This is a genomic window from Mycobacterium sp. JS623 (genome assembly GCF_000328565.1).
Taxonomy (GTDB): Bacteria; Actinomycetota; Actinomycetes; order Mycobacteriales; family Mycobacteriaceae; genus Mycobacterium.
Genome location: NC_019966.1, coordinates 120,173 through 138,072, shown reverse-complemented (window position 1 = coordinate 138,072; position 17,900 = coordinate 120,173). Strand labels below are relative to the sequence as shown.

Annotated in this window: 15 protein-coding genes; 8 read left to right on the top strand and 7 right to left on the bottom strand. The window is 65.6% G+C overall.

The window, feature by feature from the left end:
- The first annotated feature begins 40 nt into the window (after positions 1 to 40).
- A complete protein-coding gene (locus MYCSM_RS00685; RefSeq protein WP_015304191.1) occupies positions 41 to 3,010 on the top strand; it encodes an MMPL family transporter in 2,970 nt (989 codons plus the stop codon).
- Positions 3,011 to 3,046: 36 nt separating this feature from the next.
- Here the strand turns inward: MYCSM_RS00685 and MYCSM_RS00680 are convergent, their stop codons facing one another.
- Positions 3,047 to 4,198 (bottom strand): AI-2E family transporter, encoded by a 1,152-nt coding sequence (locus MYCSM_RS00680; protein WP_015304190.1) that lies wholly within the window; start codon positions 4,196 to 4,198, stop codon positions 3,047 to 3,049.
- 110 nt (positions 4,199 to 4,308) lie between these two features.
- Here MYCSM_RS00680 and MYCSM_RS00675 point away from each other — a divergent pair, with 110 nt between their 5' ends.
- From MYCSM_RS00675 to MYCSM_RS00665, 3 genes are all read left to right on the top strand, one after another.
- A complete protein-coding gene (locus MYCSM_RS00675; RefSeq protein ID WP_015304189.1) occupies positions 4,309 to 5,436 on the top strand; it encodes a lysylphosphatidylglycerol synthase transmembrane domain-containing protein in 1,128 nt (375 codons plus the stop codon).
- A gap of 131 nt (positions 5,437 to 5,567) precedes the next feature.
- A complete protein-coding gene (locus MYCSM_RS00670) occupies positions 5,568 to 6,659 on the top strand; it encodes a M23 family metallopeptidase (RefSeq protein WP_015304188.1) in 1,092 nt (363 codons plus the stop codon).
- Complete coding sequence (locus tag MYCSM_RS00665; RefSeq protein ID WP_015304187.1) at positions 6,646 to 7,026, top strand: DUF3054 domain-containing protein; 381 nt, start codon at positions 6,646 to 6,648, stop codon at positions 7,024 to 7,026. The genes MYCSM_RS00670 and MYCSM_RS00665 overlap by 14 nt, the downstream gene beginning before the upstream one ends.
- Here the strand turns inward: MYCSM_RS00665 and MYCSM_RS00660 are convergent.
- The 4 genes from MYCSM_RS00660 to MYCSM_RS00645 form a co-directional block, all read right to left on the bottom strand.
- Entirely contained in the window at positions 7,023 to 8,360 is a 1,338-nt protein-coding gene (locus tag MYCSM_RS00660) for a sensor histidine kinase (RefSeq protein WP_015304186.1), read from the bottom strand. The two genes, MYCSM_RS00665 and MYCSM_RS00660, sit on opposite strands and share 4 nt — an antisense overlap.
- Before the next feature lie 37 nt (positions 8,361 to 8,397).
- A complete protein-coding gene (locus tag MYCSM_RS00655; RefSeq protein ID WP_198345037.1) occupies positions 8,398 to 9,066 on the bottom strand; it encodes a response regulator transcription factor in 669 nt (222 codons plus the stop codon).
- 56 nt (positions 9,067 to 9,122) lie between these two features.
- Entirely contained in the window at positions 9,123 to 9,506 is a 384-nt protein-coding gene (locus MYCSM_RS00650) for a heme-binding protein (protein ID WP_015304184.1), read from the bottom strand.
- Positions 9,507 to 9,668: 162 nt separating this feature from the next.
- Positions 9,669 to 10,226 carry a hemophore gene (locus tag MYCSM_RS00645; RefSeq protein WP_015304183.1) on the bottom strand — a complete coding sequence of 186 codons (558 nt, stop codon included), beginning with the start codon at positions 10,224 to 10,226 and terminating at the stop codon, positions 9,669 to 9,671.
- 315 nt (positions 10,227 to 10,541) lie between these two features.
- On the opposite strand from MYCSM_RS00645, the gene MYCSM_RS00640 reads away from it, so the two are divergent.
- From MYCSM_RS00640 to MYCSM_RS00630, 3 genes are read left to right on the top strand one after another with little or no spacing between them, the layout of a single operon-like run.
- Positions 10,542 to 13,454: an MMPL family transporter gene (locus MYCSM_RS00640; RefSeq protein WP_041311092.1), complete on the top strand. Its 2,913-nt coding sequence runs from the start codon at positions 10,542 to 10,544 to the stop codon at positions 13,452 to 13,454.
- Positions 13,451 to 13,972 carry a hypothetical protein gene (locus tag MYCSM_RS00635; protein WP_015304181.1) on the top strand — a complete coding sequence of 174 codons (522 nt, stop codon included), beginning with the start codon at positions 13,451 to 13,453 and terminating at the stop codon, positions 13,970 to 13,972. The genes MYCSM_RS00640 and MYCSM_RS00635 overlap by 4 nt, the downstream gene beginning before the upstream one ends.
- A 2-nt stretch (positions 13,973 to 13,974) precedes the next feature.
- Positions 13,975 to 14,382, top strand: a complete 408-nt coding sequence (locus tag MYCSM_RS00630; RefSeq protein ID WP_015304180.1) for a CoA-binding protein — start codon at positions 13,975 to 13,977, stop codon at positions 14,380 to 14,382.
- On the opposite strand, the gene MYCSM_RS00625 is transcribed toward MYCSM_RS00630, so the two are convergent.
- Positions 14,379 to 15,068 (bottom strand): hypothetical protein, encoded by a 690-nt coding sequence (locus MYCSM_RS00625; RefSeq protein ID WP_015304179.1) that lies wholly within the window; start codon positions 15,066 to 15,068, stop codon positions 14,379 to 14,381. The genes MYCSM_RS00630 and MYCSM_RS00625 overlap by 4 nt on opposite strands.
- Positions 15,065 to 15,658 carry a hypothetical protein gene (locus tag MYCSM_RS00620; protein WP_015304178.1) on the bottom strand — a complete coding sequence of 198 codons (594 nt, stop codon included), beginning with the start codon at positions 15,656 to 15,658 and terminating at the stop codon, positions 15,065 to 15,067. The genes MYCSM_RS00625 and MYCSM_RS00620 overlap by 4 nt, the downstream gene beginning before the upstream one ends.
- Before the next feature lie 223 nt (positions 15,659 to 15,881).
- Between MYCSM_RS00620 and MYCSM_RS00615 the strand changes: the two genes are divergently transcribed.
- Positions 15,882 to 17,858, top strand: coding sequence for a M13 family metallopeptidase (locus tag MYCSM_RS00615; RefSeq protein ID WP_041312930.1), 1,977 nt, complete (start codon positions 15,882 to 15,884; stop codon positions 17,856 to 17,858).
- Positions 17,859 to 17,900: the final 42 nt, after the last annotated feature.

Below are 17,900 nucleotides of genomic sequence, written 5' to 3'. Positions count from 1 at the left end.
TGGAAAAACGCGGGTAGCCACAGACTTAGAAGGAGCTTACGTGTTCGCCTGGTGGGGTCGAACGGTGTACCGATACCGATACATTGTGATCGGTGTCATGGTCGCACTGTGCCTTGGTGGCGGCGTGTTCGGCATCAGTCTCGGCAGCCATGTCACCCAGAGCGGTTTCTACGACGAGGGCAGCCAATCGGTGCACGCCTCGGTCGTCGGCGACAAGGCCTATGGTCGCGACACGTCCGGCCACATCGTCGGGATTTATACGGCGCCTGCGGGCAAGACCGTCGACGACCCGGACTTCAAGAAGAAGATCCTCGACAACCTCGCCAAGGTCGAGAAGGACCACCCGGACGAGATCCTGCGGTCCATCGGCTACTTCAAGAGTCCAGACGTGCTCAAGAACATGGCCGACGCGGACAAGCAGCACGCGTTCATGTCGATCCAGCTCAAGGGCGACAACGACGACGCGATCCTGAACAACTACAAGAAGGTCAAGGACGACCTGCTCAGCGTCAGGGACGAGGGTGTCGACTTCAAGATGGCTGGTCTGCAGCCGCTGGCCGCCGAACTGACCGGCACCATCGGCGACGACCAGAGACGCGCCGAGGTCGCCGCCATCCCGCTTGTCTGTGTGGTGTTGTTCTTCGTGTTCGGCGGCGTCGTCGCGGCAGCCCTGCCCGGCATCATCGGCGGCCTGACCATCGCCGGCGCGCTGGGCATCATGCGGCTGATCGCCGAATTCATCCCGGTGCATTTCTTCGCCCAGCCGGTGGTGACGCTGATGGGGCTTGGCATCGCGGTCGACTACGGCCTGTTCATGGTCAGCCGGTTCCGAGAAGAGATCGCCGAAGGCTATGACACCGAGGCCGCCGTGCGCCGCACGGTGATGACCTCGGGCCGCACGATCATGTTCTCCGCAGTGATCCTGGTGGCCTCGTCGGTGCCACTGCTGCTGTTCCCGCAGGGCTTCCTCAAGTCCATCACTTACGCGATCATCGCCTCCGTCATGCTGGCAGCAATCCTCTCGATCACCGTGCTGGCCGCCGCGCTGGCCATCCTGGGCCCCAACGTCGACGCTCTCGGTGTGCGCACATTGCTGCGCGTTCCGTTCTTCCGTAACTGGAAGCCGATGCGGATTTACCTGGAGTGGCTGTCGGAGAAGACGCAGAAAACCAAGACGCGCGAAGAGGTCGAGAAGGGCTTCTGGGGCAAGCTCGTCAACCGCGTGATGAAGCGGCCCGCAGCGTTCGCGGTCCCGATCATCATCGTGATGGTTGCGCTGATCATCCCGCTGGGACAGCTGGCTCTGGCAGGCATCAGCGAGAAGTACCTGCCGCCGACCAACTCGGTCCGCCTCGCACAGGAGGAGTTCGACAAGATCTTCCCCGGCTTCCGCACCGAGCCGTTGACCATCGTGATGGAAAGCGACAACGGGCAGCCCATCACCGACCAGCAGATCGCCGACGTCCGCAACAAGGCCATGCAGATCTCCGGCTTCATCGATGCGAACAACGACCCGACCAAGATGTGGCAGGAACGCCCGTATCTCGATGGCGCGTCGAAGGATCCGTCGACGCGGGTGATCCAGAACGGCTTGGTGAACCGCGGGGACGCCGCCAAGAGGGTCGCGGATCTGCGGGCGATCATCCCGCCGCGCGGCATCACAATGTCGATCGGCGGTACGCCTGCGCTCGAGCAGGACAGCATCCACGCGCTGTTCGACAAGCTGCCGTTGATGGTGGTTCTGCTGATCACCACGACCACGATCCTGATGTTCTTGGCGTTCGGATCGGTGGTGCTGCCTATCAAGGCCGCAGTGATGAGCGCTTTGACGCTCGGATCGACCATGGGTGTGCTCACATGGATGTTCGTCGACGGCCACGGTTCCGGGCTGATGAACTACACACCGCAGCCATTGATGGCGCCGATGATCGGGTTGATCATCGCGGTGATCTGGGGTCTGTCGACCGACTACGAAGTGTTCCTGGTGTCCCGCATGGTGGAGGCGCGTGAGCGCGGCATGTCCACCGCCGAGGCGATCAGGATCGGCACCGCCACCACCGGCCGCCTGATCACCGGTGCCGCACTGGTTTTGGCCGTCGTCGCGGGCGCGTTCGTCTTCTCCGACCTGGTGATGATGAAGTACCTGGCGTTCGGTCTGCTGATCGCGCTGCTGTTGGACGCCACGGTGGTCCGAATGTTCCTGGTGCCGGCGGTGATGAAGCTGCTCGGCGACGACTGCTGGTGGGCGCCGCGCTGGATGAAGCGACTTCAGGAGCGCCTCGGCCTCGGTGAGACCGAGTTGCCCGACGAGCGAAAGCGTCCCGCGGTGCGTGAGCCGGACGAGGCGCTCGTCGGCGCGGGCGCACCTGTGCCGCGGCCGAGACCGCCGCATGATCCGACGCATCCCGCCGTCGAGGGTTCGTCACGGCCGAGCGCGTCGTCGCGGATCGCTGCGCCGCCGCGGCCCAATGGTCCCTCCGGCGCAGGCACCACGCGGATCCCCACTCGCGGTCAAGCCGAGGAACCGCAGACCACGCGGCTGTCCGTTGCGAAGAACGCGGTGCGCAATGTCGTGCACAACGCCACCGGAGCCGCCCAGCGGGCGCACCGGCCCGCGCCCCAGCCGCCTGCGGCGCCGCGCGAGGAGCGCGAAATCGAGTCGTGGCTGGGCGAATTGCGCGGGACCAGTGCGGGCAGTCCGCCCGCGGCGCCGCCCGCACCCCCAGCGCCGCCCGCACGGCCGTCCGCGGACGCCACGCGCGCGATGCCCGAGCAACGCCGGCGGCAACCGCGTCCGCAGCCGGGCAACGAGCCGACCACCGCGATTCCCGCGCAACGTCCGCGGCCGCAGAACAACGATGCGCCCGCGACGACTGCCATCCCGACTCCACGCAAGCCCGACGCAGAGGCTGCCACCGAGAAGCTCAACACCCGTGACGACGAAGAGCCGAAGCGGCGCGGTGGCGGGGTCAGCGCGCAGGATCTGCTGCGGCGCGAGGGCCGGATTTAGTCTCGCCTGCGGACAGGAGCGAAGCGACTCGGGGATTTACTCCGTTGCTTCGACGTCGTCGGCTTCAGCCTTGACGACGGGTCCGCTTTGCGCCTCCTGAGCGGCTTCTTCGGCGCCGGGATCTCTGGCCACGAGCACGCGCACCGCGCTGTTCAGGAACGCCACCGTTGGCACAGCCAGCAGTGCGCCGACGATGCCCGCCAGCACGCCGCCGCCGGCGATCGCCAACACCACCGCCAACGGGTGGATCGACACTGCGCGGCCCATCACAAGCGGTTGCAGCACATGGCCTTCCAGCTGTTGGACGGCGATGATCAGGCCGAGCGTGATCAACGCGTAGACAAAACCCTTTGCAATCAGCGCCACCACGACGGCGACGAAGCCGGCGACCACCGCACCGACGAGCGGGATGAACGCGCCGAGGAACACGAGCGACGCCAACGGCAACGCCAGGGGCACGCCAATGATCGCCAGGCCCGTGCCGATACCGGTGGCGTCGACGAGCGCGACCAGAAACGTCGCGCGCACATAGCCGATCAACGAATGGAAGCCGGCCCGGCCCGCGTCGCGCACCCGGTCCCGAACGTCCTCCGGAAAGACCTTCGTGACAAACCCGTAGATGTTGCGCCCGCCATGCAGCACGAAGATCAGCGTGAAGAGCACCAGCAGCGCCCCGGTGACGATCTCGGTCAGCGTGCTGGCCGTCGACAGCGCTCCGCTGGTCAACTTCTCCTGGTTGTTCTGCAGTGCGTCGATGGCAGATTTGCGGGCGTGGTCGATCTGGTCCTGGTTGACGTGCAGCGGCCCATGCGTGAGCCAGTCGCCGACCCCCTTGATGCTGGCGCTCACCTGGTCGACGAGCGCCGGTGCGCCCTCGATGAACTGGGTGACGACAAAGGCCATGATTCCGCCGACGACAGCGATGCCGGCGAGCAGCACCAAGGCCACCGCTCCGCCGCGTGGGGCGCCGTGCCGGTCGAGGAAGTCGACGACCGGCAGCAGCAGCGCAGCCAGCAGCGTCGCCAGCGCGACCGGAACCACGAGCACCTCGAGCTTCTTGACTAGCCACAACAGCGCCACGATCGCACCGCCGATGACCAGCAGGCGCCACGCCCACGCGGCCGTCTTACGGACGAACGGAGTCACCGACTGGTCGGCGACGGTATCGATGGAAGGGCCCGCTGACATGCCGGTAGCGTAACGGCAGGTTCATGCCTCACTGGGTATCTCGCGAATCGACCTCGGCGCGCCTGCGATTGCGCCAATATCTGTGCAAACTGCACCGTTACCCTATTGGCGTGTCCCACGACGCGCCGGCGAGCGACGCCCGCAGCCAGGAGCGCCCTACCCGGGGCAAATACTGGTGGCTGCGCTGGGTGGTCATCGGCGTCGCAGCCATTGTGCTGGCGGTCGAGCTCACGCTGGTGTGGGACCAGTTGGCCAAGGCGTGGAAGAGTGTCTACTCCGCGAATTGGTGGTGGGTGCTGGTGGCCATCGTCGCGGCGATGTCGTCGATGCACAGCTTCGCGCAGATTCAGCGCACCCTGTTGAGGTCGGCTGGCGTCAAGGTCAAGCAGTGGCGTTCGGAGGCGGCGTTCTACGCGGGCAATGCGCTATCCACCACGCTGCCCGGCGGGCCGGTGCTGTCAGCCACCTTCATCTATCGCCAACAACGCATCTGGGGCGCGACACCGGTGGTGGCGTCGTGGCAGCTGGTGATGTCGGGCGCACTGCAGGTGGTGGGTCTCGCGCTCATCGGCCTCGGCGGCGCCTTCATGCTGGGCGCGAGCAAAAACCCACTGTCGCTTATCTTTTCGCTTGGCGGGTTCCTGGCACTGATCGTGCTGGCGCAGGCTGTGGCGACCCGCCCCGAGCTTATCGACGGCATCGGGGTGCGGCTGCTCTCATGGTTCAACTCATTGCGGGGCAAGCCTTCTGACACCGGCTTGAACAAGTGGCGCGAGACGCTGACTCAGCTGGAGTCGGTCAGCCTTTCGCGCCGTGAACTCGGCGAAGCGTTCGGCTGGTCGCTGTTCAACTGGATCGCCGACGTGGGCTGTCTGCTGGCCGCGTGCTATGCCAGCGGCGGTCATCCGTCAATTGCGGGAGTGTCGGTGGCGTATGCGGCTGCCCGCGCGGTGGGGTCCATCCCGTTGATGCCGGGCGGGCTGCTGGTTGTCGAGGCGGTGCTGGTGCCGGGCCTGGTGTCGTCGGGCATGACGCTGGCCTCGGCGATCTCCGCGATGCTCATCTACCGGCTGGTCAGCTGGATCTTCATCTCCACGATCGGCTGGGTGGTGTTCTTCTTCATGTTCCGCACCGAGAAGGACATCGACCCCGACGCCGTCGTCGAAGACGACACCGGACAGCCGCCGCAGTTCAGTCCCGACCCTGATGCGCCCCATGATCCCGAGCCCGAAAACTAATGCGCGGCCAGACGTCAGCAGCACTCGCCCTGATCGCCGCGCTGGTCGTGGCATGCACCTCGCCGACTGAAAACCCGCCGGCATCAACCACTTCGGCTGTACCACGTACTGCTACAGACACAGGCCCGTCGGTGGTGACGCCGCTACTGGCGAACGTCATCGCCGCGCCTGTGGCCGTGCCTGCAACCGACGGCAAGGTGCACCTGGCCTACGAATTGCAGTTGACCAATGTGCTCGACCAGGAGGTGACGCTGAATTCGGTCGACGCGCGCGCTGGGGACCGAACAGTGCTGCACCTTGCGGGCGATCGGCTCGCGCACTGGACGCGTGTGTTGGGAAATCCCACGCCCACAACGAAATTCGGGCCGGGCCAGTCCGCGGTGGTATGGCTTGACGTCGCAGTGGACTCCGGTACAACAGTTCCGACAGACCTGCTACATGCGGTCGGCGTTTCGGTGACCCAACCGCAGCCCCCGCTGTTTCCCGCCACCGTCACCGAGACAGTCGCGCCTATCACCGTGCAGATGCGCAAACCTGCGGTTATTACGCCGCCACTACGAGGACGAAACTGGTTGGCCGCCAACAGTTGTTGCGACATGACGCCGCATCGGATGGCACTGAATCCACTGAACGGACAGCTATGGGCTGCCGAGCGATTTGCCATCGACTATGTGCAATTGCTTTCGGATGGACGGTTGTTCACCGGGGACAAGGCGAAACTGGACAGCTATGCCGGTTTCGGTGCCGACATCCACGCCGTGGCCGACGGTCCCGTCGTCGGCCTCCTGGACGGGCTACCCGAACAGGTGGCCGGCACCAACCCGACTGGTTTGCCGCTTGACCAATACGCGGGTAATCACATTGTGCAGGACATCGGTGACGGAAACTACGCGCTGTACGCCCATTTGAGCCCGGGCAGCATCAAAGTAAAGCTGGGCGACCGGCTAACCTCAGGACAGGTGATCGCCTTGCTCGGAAACAGTGGCAACTCCGATGGGCCACATCTCCATTTCCACGTCATGAGCACCCCAGATCCGTTGCGCTCCAACGGGCTGCCATTCGTTCTGTCGTCCTTCACCCTCGACGGTCGCATCACGTCGATCGACGCCGAAGATGGCTTCCAGGCCGGCCAACCCGCTGCGATGCAGCCCGGTTTCACCCCGCGCGATGAATCTGCCGTCAGCCCACTAGTGCTGGATGTGATGAGCTATGCCAACCGATGACACCCGCAGCGGGGTGGGTCGCGCGCTGATCGCCCTACTCGCTGACATCGTATGTGTGATCGTGTTCGCCACGATCGGGCGCCGAAGCCACGCCGAGGGATTGACCGCCGCAGGCATCGCGCAGACCGCGTGGCCGTTTCTGGCCGGCACCGGTGCCGGTTGGCTGCTGATCGGCGGATGGCGACGGCCGTTCGCGGTCATCCCCACCGGCGTCGCCGTGTGGATCGGTACGGTCGTGGTCGGAATGCTGCTGCGCAAGGCGACATCGGCGGGCGTGCAGACGAGCTTTGTGGTGGTGGCGTCGATAGCGACGGCGGTGCTGCTGCTGGGATGGCGCGCCGTGCCCGCGCTGCGGCACAGAAGTTAGTCCGAATCCGAAGGCAGCTCAGGCGAAGTCGAGATAGTCAGGGTTGCACGCAATCCGCCGAGCGGGCCGTTGGACAGTTCGATGCGCCCGCCGTGCAAGGCGGCCTGCTGCGCCACCAGCGCCAGGCCCAACCCGGACCCACCCGGTGCCGCGTTGCTGCCGCGGGAGAACCGGCCCAGCACGGCTTGATACTCCTCCTCCGGCAGGCCACGGCCGTTGTCGTCGACGACGATCGTCAGCATATGGGCAAATCTACGTGCCGCCAACACAATTCGCGTCGCCTGGCCGTGTGTCACCGCGTTGCGCACCAAGTTGTCGACTGCGAGCCGCAGTCCGCCCGGCCAACCCCAGATCGGCGCGAGATCGTCGGCGGCCTCGACCTCGATCTCGACGCCGCTCGCGGTGCGCATGTTCTCGCGCGCGACCCGGTCGAGCATGTCGGTGATGTCGATGAGCTCGCGGTCTTCGACCTGCGCCAGCTGACCGGATGCCAGCTGACCGAGCGCGGTGATGATCGCCTCAACGCGGCGTTGCGCGCGCGAAAGGTCTTGCACCACTTCGGCTCTCTCGTCATCCGGCAGATCGTGGATCCGCAGGGTGTCGAGGTCGGCGCGCATCGCCGTCAGTGGTGTGCGTAGTTCGTGTGCGGCATTGGCTGCGAAATCCTGCGCCGCCTGCAGTGAATTGGTGGTCGCTCGCTGAGCGGCGGCCAACCTGCTCAGCATCGCCGACATCGCCTCGGACAGATCCTCGGCCTCGCGCACACCGCGCACTTCGGGCATCTCCTGGGCGTCCTCGCCGAGCTGTTTGGTGTGCTCGGTCAGGCGGCGCAGCGGACGTATCGCGGGGCCGGCCAGCAGCCAGCCGAGACCGGCCGCAATCAACACGGTCACGACTCCGACGGCCGTGTACAGCGGAATCCTGGCGCGGTTCAACAGGATACTGTCCGCGCGAATGCCGACCGACATCATCACGCCGCCCTGTTGGTCGACGGCGACGGTGCGCACGCGGTACTCGACGCCGTTCACTTCGACGTTCGCGCTGCCCAGCGGTAAGGGCGGCAGTTGCAGGCCGCGCTGAAACATCACCTGGCCGGTCGACTTGGACCGCCCGGTGGTGAGCACGCCACGGCGGGGATCCTGAACTTCGTTCGGGTTGATACTGGCGTCGACGATCGAGTCGAGTCGCCGATCTAGTTGCGCCGCATCGTTATTCGCGAGCACCACCGAGGTGAGGATGGTGAACACGGCGACCACCGCGGACGCGGCAGCGGCCGACGCAATCGCCACTCGGGTGCGCAACGAGGCGGACCGCAGGAACCGCGGCAAACGCATTTCAGGGACTCACCACTGTGCCCGATGCTCGACTCACCTACGGCTCGTCTCGCAGCACGTACCCGATCCCGCGAACGGTATGGATAACCCTTGGCAGGCCGTCGCGTTCGAGCTTGCGCCGCAGGTAGGAGATGAACACATCGGCCACGTTGGTGTCGACGTCGAAGTCGTAGCCCCACACCAATTCGAGTAGCCGCTGCCGCGACAACACCACCCCGGCATTCTCGGCCAGCACCGCCAGCAGGTCGAACTCCCGCTTGGTCAGGTCGACTCGCTCGCCGTCGACGAACACCAGCCGGCGCGCGGTGTCGATGGTCAACGGCCCGACCGTCATCGTGTCGGACTGTTGATCCGAATGGCTGGCCCGCCGCAGCAGGGCGTGCAACCGCGCCACCAACTCGCCCAGATCGAACGGCTTGGTCAGGTAATCGTCGGCACCGGCCTCCAGGCCCGCGATCCGGTCGTTGACCGTGTCGCGAGCGGACAGCACGCAGATCGGGATGTCATTACCCAACGCACGCAACGCAGTCACCACCGCGACCCCGTCGAGCTCTGGCATTTGTACATCCAGAACCAGCGCGTCATGCGATTCGTTCGACAGCAGCCGCAGCGCCTCTTTACCGGTCGCAGCGACCCGGACGTCGAAACCCGAATGCCGCAGTCCGCGGGCGACGGATGTTCTTACGTCGGGGTCGTCGTCGACCATCAACACCGTGCGGCTCGCGCTCTCCTGCGCGGGCGATTCACCAACCCGCACGCGGATTACGGAATCGCTGGTGCCGGTGCTGAACCGCAGCGGTTCTTCAAATCGACCAGAGGCTGGCGGATCCCAGTCAGATCGGCCTTGGTCTGCGGATTCTGGTCCAGATAATTCTTCACCTCGGTGCGGACCTGGTCACGGGGCAGCCCCTCGAGACTGGTGAAGAACCAGTTCACATCCGGATGCGTGAAGAGGTACGCCGAGGTCGACGCCGAGACACCCGAAGCCACGCCGGCCAGGTCGGCGGCCGTGCAGTTCGGCGGGTTCTTGGCCGGATCGTCGGCCATCGCCGAGGGCAGGGCACCAAACAACATCGCACCGGCAATCGCACCGGTGCCGACCACGCCAGCTACCGCACGCCGCGCGGTACGGGCCGAGAGCAACATGGACAGGCTCCTTCAGACGAAGTGGAGAGGCGAGAACCACGAGCGGTTCCGACAATTCAAAAGCTAAGCAGAAAGGGTGCTGACTTTCTTGCCTTGCGCTCAACCAGTCGTGAGAAAGTCTGAAACCACAGGTCAACTCCGGTCTCTGAGTGTCGTCCTACGCTAACGCGGGGCGACCGTCGACGGCCCCGGCAGCGGTCCGGCGCCCTGCGTACCAGCCGATGCGGGCGACGGGTAAGTCGGCGGCGTCGTGCCGCCAGCGCCCATCGTCTGCGCCGTCTGCAGAGCTCCTGGCAAACCTGCGGGCAGAGCGCCGCCCTGCTGCTGCCCGGCCTGCATGAGGCCCATCAACTGCGGCAGGCTGATCGGAAGCCGGCACCTGGCGGATAGCGAGACCAGCGGCTGCTGCAACTGCTGCATGTCCTTGGCGGCCTGCGGGTTGGCGTCGAAGTAGCCCTTGACCGCGCCGAGTGATTGCGGGCCGGCCTGCTGCTGCGAGATCGTCGTCAGCGCCTGGTTTGTTTGGGGATGCGAGTCCAGGTAGTAGCCCGTCGAGGTGGCCACCGAACCGATGGTCTTCGCCAGCTCACTGGCCGCGCATGGATCTGTGGCCGCGGTTGCTGAGGGAACGGCCAGCGCTGCCACGACTGCGCCACCGGCTGCCGACGCAGCGAACACCGCATAAAGGCTGCGGCGCAACGTTTTAGCAGTCGAATTCATGGACAACTCCTTACGATTTGCGAACGCTTTCGACACATCCGCAAACACCGTGCAATCGGACAGTTGGGTTCCCGACCCCAAAACGGCCTGTCGCACATAGTGCCATCGACGCCACTACCGCTGCCAATCCAGCGAAGAAACATGCTGGTGAACACCAGGAAGTCCACAGCTTAAGTAACGCTTAGCCGATTAATTGCGAGAGCTGAGTTAGAGCTGCTTAAGGCGTTGCTCAGGGCGGGCCACCCTACACGACGCTGATATAGGCTCAGCTTCGCAACGCCGGGCAGAAAGTGGGAGTTCGCCATCCAGCAGTTCATGATGCGCTTGAGCAGCAACCTGCGCAGATATCGCTGGGCGGTCTTCGCGGTCTGGCTGCTTTTATTGGTTCCCTCCATTTATCTGGCGATGAACCAATCCGGCAACCTCACCGGCGGCGGATTCGAAGTCGAAGGATCCCAGTCGCTGCACGTTCAGCGCGAGCTCGAGCAACACTTTCCCGGCCAGGGCGCCTCCCCATTGGCCCTGGTCGCAGCCCCACGCGCGGATGCCTCGTTCGAAGACATGACCGCGGCCGTGGCCCAACTCGAGCGCATCGCCGCCGAGGTACCCAGCGTCAAGGTGGCACCCAACCCGCAGCAGCCACCGCCTCAGCCAGACCGCCCGTACGTCGTCACTCTGCAGCTGGACTTCAACAACACCGGCGCCGTCGACGTCGCGAAACAACTACGGCAGAAGGTCGGCATCACCGGCGATCAACCCGGCGAGATCGAGAACGGCAAGGTCAAGCTCTACGTCATCGGGCAGGGCGCGCTCGGCGCGGCCGCGACGCTGGCCACCAAGCACGACATTGCGCAGGCCGAACAGTGGAACCTTCCGATCGTCCTGATTGTTTTGCTCGCGGTGTTCGGCTCGCTGGCGGCCGCGGCCATGCCGCTGGTCCTGGGCATCTGCACGGTCGTGGTGACCATGGGGCTGGTCTATCTGCTGTCGATGTACACCACGATGTCGGTGTTCGTCACGTCGACGGTGTCGATGTTCGGCATCGCGCTGGCCATCGACTATTCACTATTTATTCTCATGCGGTTCCGCGAGGAACTGCGGGCCGGCCGCGATCCCCAACAAGCCGCCGATGCGGCGATGGCCACCTCCGGTTTGGCCGTCGTGCTGTCCGGCCTGACGGTGATCGCCTCCGTCACCGGCATCTATCTGATCAACACCCCGGTGCTGCAGTCGATGGCGACCGGCGCCATCCTCGCTGTCGCTGTGGCGGTGTTGACGTCGACCACATTGACGCCGGCTGTGCTCGCGACGTTCGGCCGGGCCGCGGCCAAGCGGTCGTCGTATCTGCATTGGTCACGCCGCGTCGAGAGCACGCAGTCGCGGTTCTGGAGTCGGTGGACCGGATGGGTGATGCGCCGGCCGTGGGTGTCGGCCCTGCTGGCCGCGGCATTCCTGTTGACCCTTGCCGCGCCGGCGTTCTCGATGGTTCTCGGCAACAGCATGCAGCGCCAGTTCGAGCCGACGCATGAGATCCGCGGCGGCGTGAACGCGGCCGCCGAGGCGTTGGGGCCCGGCGCGCTCGGACCGGTGCGTGTGCTGGTGACGTTCCCCGATGGCAACGCAGCCTCGGCGGCCGCGAAACAGCCGGCGCTCGAGGCGGTGCGCCAGAAGATGGCGCAGGGACCCCACGTGGTGACGGTGTCGCCGCCGGTCTTCGGCGACGACTACCGGCGTGCGCTGTTGTCGGCCGTGCTGTCGGTGGATCCCGAGGACATGGGCGCGCGCGACACCGTCGACTGGATGCGCGCCCAGCTGCCGCAGACTGACACAGGAGCGCGCATCGACGTTGGCGGGCCGACAGCGCTGATCAAGGACTTCGACGATCGGGTGTCGAAGACGCAGCCGATGGTGTTCGGGTTCGTTGCGCTGATCGCGTTCGTGATGCTGCTGATCTCGATCCGCTCGGTGTTCCTGGCGTTCAAGGGCGTCCTGATGACGGTGCTGTCGGTGGCCGCCGCCTACGGCAGCCTGGTAGCCGTCTTCCAGTGGGGCTGGCTGGAAGATCTGGGCTTCAAGCCGATCTCGTCGCTGGACAGCACGATTCCGCCGCTGGTGCTGGCCATGACGTTCGGCCTGTCGATGGACTACGAGATCTTCCTGCTGACCCGCATCCGCGAGCGCTTCCTGCAGACCAAGAACACTCGCGACGCCGTCGCGTACGGGGTGAGCACCAGCGCACGCACGATCACCAGCGCCGCACTGATCATGATCGCGGTGTTCATCGGCTTCGCGTTCGCGGGCATGCCGCTGGTCGCGCAGCTGGGTGTCGCCTGTGCGGTCGCGATCGCAGTCGACGCCACGGTGGTCCGGCTCGTACTGGTGCCTGCGCTGATGGCGATGTTCGACGAATGGAACTGGTGGCTGCCGCGCTGGCTGGCGCGCATCCTGCCGTCGGTGGACTTCGAGAAGCCGATCCCGAAGGTCGACCTGCCCGACCTGGTCATCATCCCCGACGACATCTCGTCGCTAGGGCCGACCGGCTCGGATCTTCGCATGGTGGTCAAGTCTGCGGCCAGACTGAAAAGCCTTGCGCCCGATACGATTACCGTCGCCGACCCACTCGCGCTCGGCGTCGCTCCCGTCACGCAGCCGATGCCTGCGATTGTCAACGGTGGCGCACCCCGCAACGGCGCGACGAACGGGAACGGTGTGAAGAAGAACGGAAAGCCCGGGCCGCACAGCCCGACCGAGATGCATCCGGTGACCATCTGGCGGGGCAGGCTGTCGGTGGCCCTGGATGCGCTGGAGACCGAGGCCGACTCCGAGCGCGCGCCGGTGGCGCGGAGCAGCCCGGTGGAGACCACCAACGTGCAACTGCCGACGGGTGACCGGCTGCAGGTTCCGACCGGCGCGGAGACGCTGCGGCTGAAGAGCTACCTGGTCATGTGCCGAAACACGACCAGGGATTTTGCCGAGTTTGCCGAATTGGTCGACTCCATGGAGACTCACACTGCCGCTGTGGTGCTCGCGTCAATGGACCGGTACTACTGTGGAGACCGCTCGAGAAAACAATGGGTCGCCACCCAGTTGGTACGCCGCCTGGCCGATCCGCAACCGTCGGACGAGCACGACACCAGGATGTCGGGCCCGGAGGCGGAGGCTGATTGGGCCAAGGTCAGAGAGCGCTGCCTGTCGGTGGCGGTAGCGATGCTTGAGGAGGCGAGGTGACGTTGGCACCCGACATTCGGGACGCGCACCGCGATGCAGTCGCCGGCCCGACGCGAGCCCCTGCGCCGAGGAATGCCCGCAAGCCGGCGATCGACGATCGGCCCGTCGAGTTCTGGCCGACCTCCGCGATTCGCGCGGCGCTGGAGACCGATGACTTGACGGTATGGCAGCGCATCGTCGTCGCGATCAAACGTGATCCGTACGGCAGGACCGCGCGCCAGGTCGAGGAAGTACTGGAAACCGCACGGCCGTACGGGGTTTCGAAGGCGCTGTCGGAGGTGCTGATCCGCACCCGCGAGCATCTCGAGGCCAACGAGCGCGCCGAAGTCGGCCGCCATGTGCAGGCATTGCTGGAGCGATCGGGTCTGGGCCCTAACGAGTTCGCCTCGCGCATTGGCGTGCCCGGCGAGGATTTCAAAGCATATCTCGAAGGAACGACGAGTCCGCCTGCCTCACTGATGATCCGGATGCGCCGGCTGTCCGACCGGTTCGCCAAGATTCGGGATCAACGCCACTGACCATGTCGCACGCGCCGGACATCGAACAGATCCTGCGCGACACGCGCACGGTCGCGATCGTCGGCGCGTCGGCCAATCCCATGCGGGCCAGCCATGACGTGTGGAGCTACCTGAAGTCGGCGAGCAACTACGAGCTGTATCTGGTCAATCCGACGATCGACGAAATCGAGGGCACACCGGTGTACCCATCCCTGGCCGACTTGCCCGTGGTGCCCGATCTCGTCGATGTGTTCCGGCGCCACGAGTATCTGCCCGGCGTGCTCGCAGACACCATCAAGGTGGGGGCGAAGGTGCTGTGGCTACAGCTCGGGTTGTGGCATGACGAGGTGGCCCACGATGGTGAGGCGGCGGGACTGCAAGTGGTGATGGATCGCTGCCTGAAGGTCGACCACGCCCGTCTGCTGCGCTAGCGCGAGTGGATCGGCGATACGTCGTCGACCATCCAGCGCCCGTTGGACTTCGACAGTTGGACGCGAAGGGCGAGGACTGCAGTGTCCGTCGGCTTGCCCGGCGAGCTCTGCGTCGCACGCATGATCACCGCGACGCTGGCGGCGTCTGGCCCGATCGCCTCGATGCCCGCCGAAGCCGTGCTGGCCTGGGCCGAGATGTTTCTGCTTGTCAAATCCTTTGCCACATCGGCGAATTCACGCTTGAACACCTCTGCGCTCTTCGCCGTCATCATGGCCGTAACCCGGTCCATCGATGCGTTCGGGCTTTGCGGCGTGAACGTGGCCGAAGCCTCCGAGACGCCGCTGGCGATGCCGACCACCTCGGCGGTGTCACTGTTGAGGGTGCGGTCGGGCACCGTCCACCTGACGTAGCCGATGATCACGCCGGCCGCCAACGCGGCGGTCGCGACGGCGACGACTGCGAGTCGCAGTCCGGGGCCGTCGTCGTCGGTGCCGAGGGTGACCGAATCGCGGCGCGCGAGAACGACGTTGACGACGACGGCCTCGACGATCAGCAGGCACAGCACCGAACACACCGACACCCACCACAGCGGCCAGGCCAACGCGATGCCGATGTAGACGAGCGCGGTGACCGCGGCTATGGGCGCCAACACGTCGAAAGCCAAGACCCGCAACAGGTTTCTCATCGGATTGGCTCCAGCCGCGAGATCAGCAGCTTGCCGTCCACGTCGGAGACGTCGAGGCGCAGATTCCAGCGCACGGTCTGCGGCTTGTCGGTGCCTGCGTTCTGGCTGATCGACGTCGCCACCACCATCACGGTGTCGGTGCGTGACGCGGCACCCGATAGTTCGGGCTGCTGCTGGGGTGGCGGGGCGCCGTTCGCACTGGGCGGCGCGTGGTGAATCGACTCTACGGCCACCGAGTCGACCTGACCGGTGGTCTTCGCTTGCAGCTTCTGCACCAGCGCGCGGTACGGCTCGACGGTGGAATCGAAGTCCGCGTTGAGCTGACCGACAGTGCCCTCGTGCAGTTTGTTCAGGTCCGAGTCGACGCTGTCCTTGTTCATGTTGATCAGCACGCTGGTCCAGTCGGCGGCGGCCTGCATGATGCGGGCGCGGTAGTGGAGTTCGCCGACATCGCTGCGGTGCTGGGTCCAGATCAGGACGCCGAGGACGACGGCTGCGACGGCCACCAGCCCGACCACAGCGGAACCGATGCCGTAGCCGCTGAAGACGGGGCCGTCGTCGGTGAGGTCCTGGCTCTGCTCGTCGGGCACAGGCGAGAGGCTACCCGGCGGCCAAAGTCAGCCCGGATTGCCCGCGGTTCCGGCGTTGCCGGTTCCGCCGGTGACGCCGCCGCAGCACAACTGAAAATCTCCTGAACAAGGAATTTACGAAGTCAACGGGCAGCCATCGATCAACCGACGTGCTTGCTTTCAAAAAAGAGTCGGTGTGCACGCGGCGAACAGTGCACTCGCGAGCTTCTGGAAGGATGTTGGGGTGACGGTAGAAGCCATTCGCTCCGGTATCGACCTCAGCCACGTCGACTCCGATGCGCGCCCTCAAGACGATCTGTTCGGCCATGTCAACGGTCGCTGGTTGGCCGAGTACAAGATCCCGGCCGACCGCGCGACCGACGGTGCATTCCGCTCGCTCTACGACCGCGCCGAGGAGCAGGTCCGCGACATCATCACCGACGCGGCCGCGTCGGGCGCGGCGCAGGGCACCGACGAGCAGCGTATCGGCGATCTGTATGCGAGCTTCATGGACGAGCAGACGGTGGCCGAGCGCGGTATGCAGCCGCTGCTCGACGAGCTGGCCGCCATCGACGCCGCCGAGACCCCCGAGGGATTGGCGGCGGTGTTGGGCGCGTTGCAGCGCAGCGGCGTAGGTGGCGGTACCGGCGTCTACGTCGACACCGACTCCAAGGACTCGACGCGCTACCTCCTTCACCTCAACCAGTCCGGGCTCGGCCTACCCGACGAGTCGTACTACCGCGCCGAGCAGCACGCCGAGATCCTCGCTGCATACCCACAGCACATCGCGGCGATGTTCACGCTCGTGTACGGCGGCGACCACTCCGAGACCGCCGCACGCATTGTGGCGCTCGAGACCAAGCTGGCCGCCGCGCATTGGGATGTGGTCAAGCGCCGCGACGCCGACCTGACCTACAACCTGCGCACGTTCGCCGACCTGCCTGCCGAGGCGCCCGGCTTCGACTGGGCGGGCTGGGTTCGCGCCTTGGGCACAACTCCGGATGCTGTTGCGGAAGTCGTTGTGCGCCAGCCTGATTACCTCACCGCGTTCGCTGCGGCGTGGTCAGGCGAAGACCTGGAGGACTGGAAGAACTGGGCGCGCTGGCGGCTGATCCACGCCCGCGCCTCGCTGCTCACCGACGATTTGGTGGCGGAGGACTTCTCGTTCTACGGCCGCCTGTTGAGCGGCACCGAGGAGATCCGCGATCGGTGGAAGCGCGCGGTGTCGGTGGTGGAAGGCCTCATGGGCGACGCCGTCGGCAAGCTGTACGTCGAGCGTCATTTCCCGCCGGATGCCAAGGCGCGGATGGACGAACTGGTGGCCAACCTGCGCGAAGCCTACCGCGTCAGCATCAACGACCTCGAATGGATGACCCCGGCCACCCGGCAGAAGGCACTGGCCAAACTAGACAAGTTCACTCCGAAGATCGGCTACCCCGCCAAGTGGCGGGACTACTCGAAGCTGGTCATCGAGCGCGACGACCTGTACGGCAACTACCGGCGTGGCCACGAGATCGAGTCGGATCGCGAGCTGGCCAAGCTCGGCGGGCCGGTGGACCGCGGCGAGTGGTTCATGACACCGCAGACCGTCAACGCCTATTACAACCCCGGCATGAACGAGATCGTCTTCCCCGCAGCGATTCTGCAGCCACCGTTCTTCGACGCCGACGCTGACGACGCCGCCAACTACGGCGGTATCGGCGCTGTGATCGGACACGAGATCGGGCATGGGTTCGACGACCAGGGCGCCAAGTACGACGGCGACGGCAACCTGGTTGACTGGTGGACCGATGAGGACCGGACCGAATTCGGCGCCCGCACAAAGGCGTTGATCGAACAGTACGAGGAGTACACCCCCCGGCAGCTGAGCGACGGCCACCACGTTAACGGCGCCTTCACCGTCGGCGAGAACATCGGCGACCTCGGCGGGCTGTCGATCGCACTGCTGGCCTACCGGCTGTCACTGAAGGGCAAGGACGCGCCGGTGATCGACGGCCTGACTGGCGAGCAGCGGGTGTTCTTCGGCTGGGCACAGGTGTGGCGCACCAAATCCCGGGATGCCGAGGCAATTCGGCGGCTGGCGATCGACCCGCACTCGCCGCCGGAATTCCGGTGCAACGGCGTGATCCGCAACATGGACGCCTTCTATGACGCGTTCGACGTCAGCGAGTCCGACGAGCTGTTCCTGGAACCACAACGGCGCGTTCGCATCTGGAGCTAAAGGCGATACTCGAGACGCCACCTGCGTAGCAGGAGGTCAAGA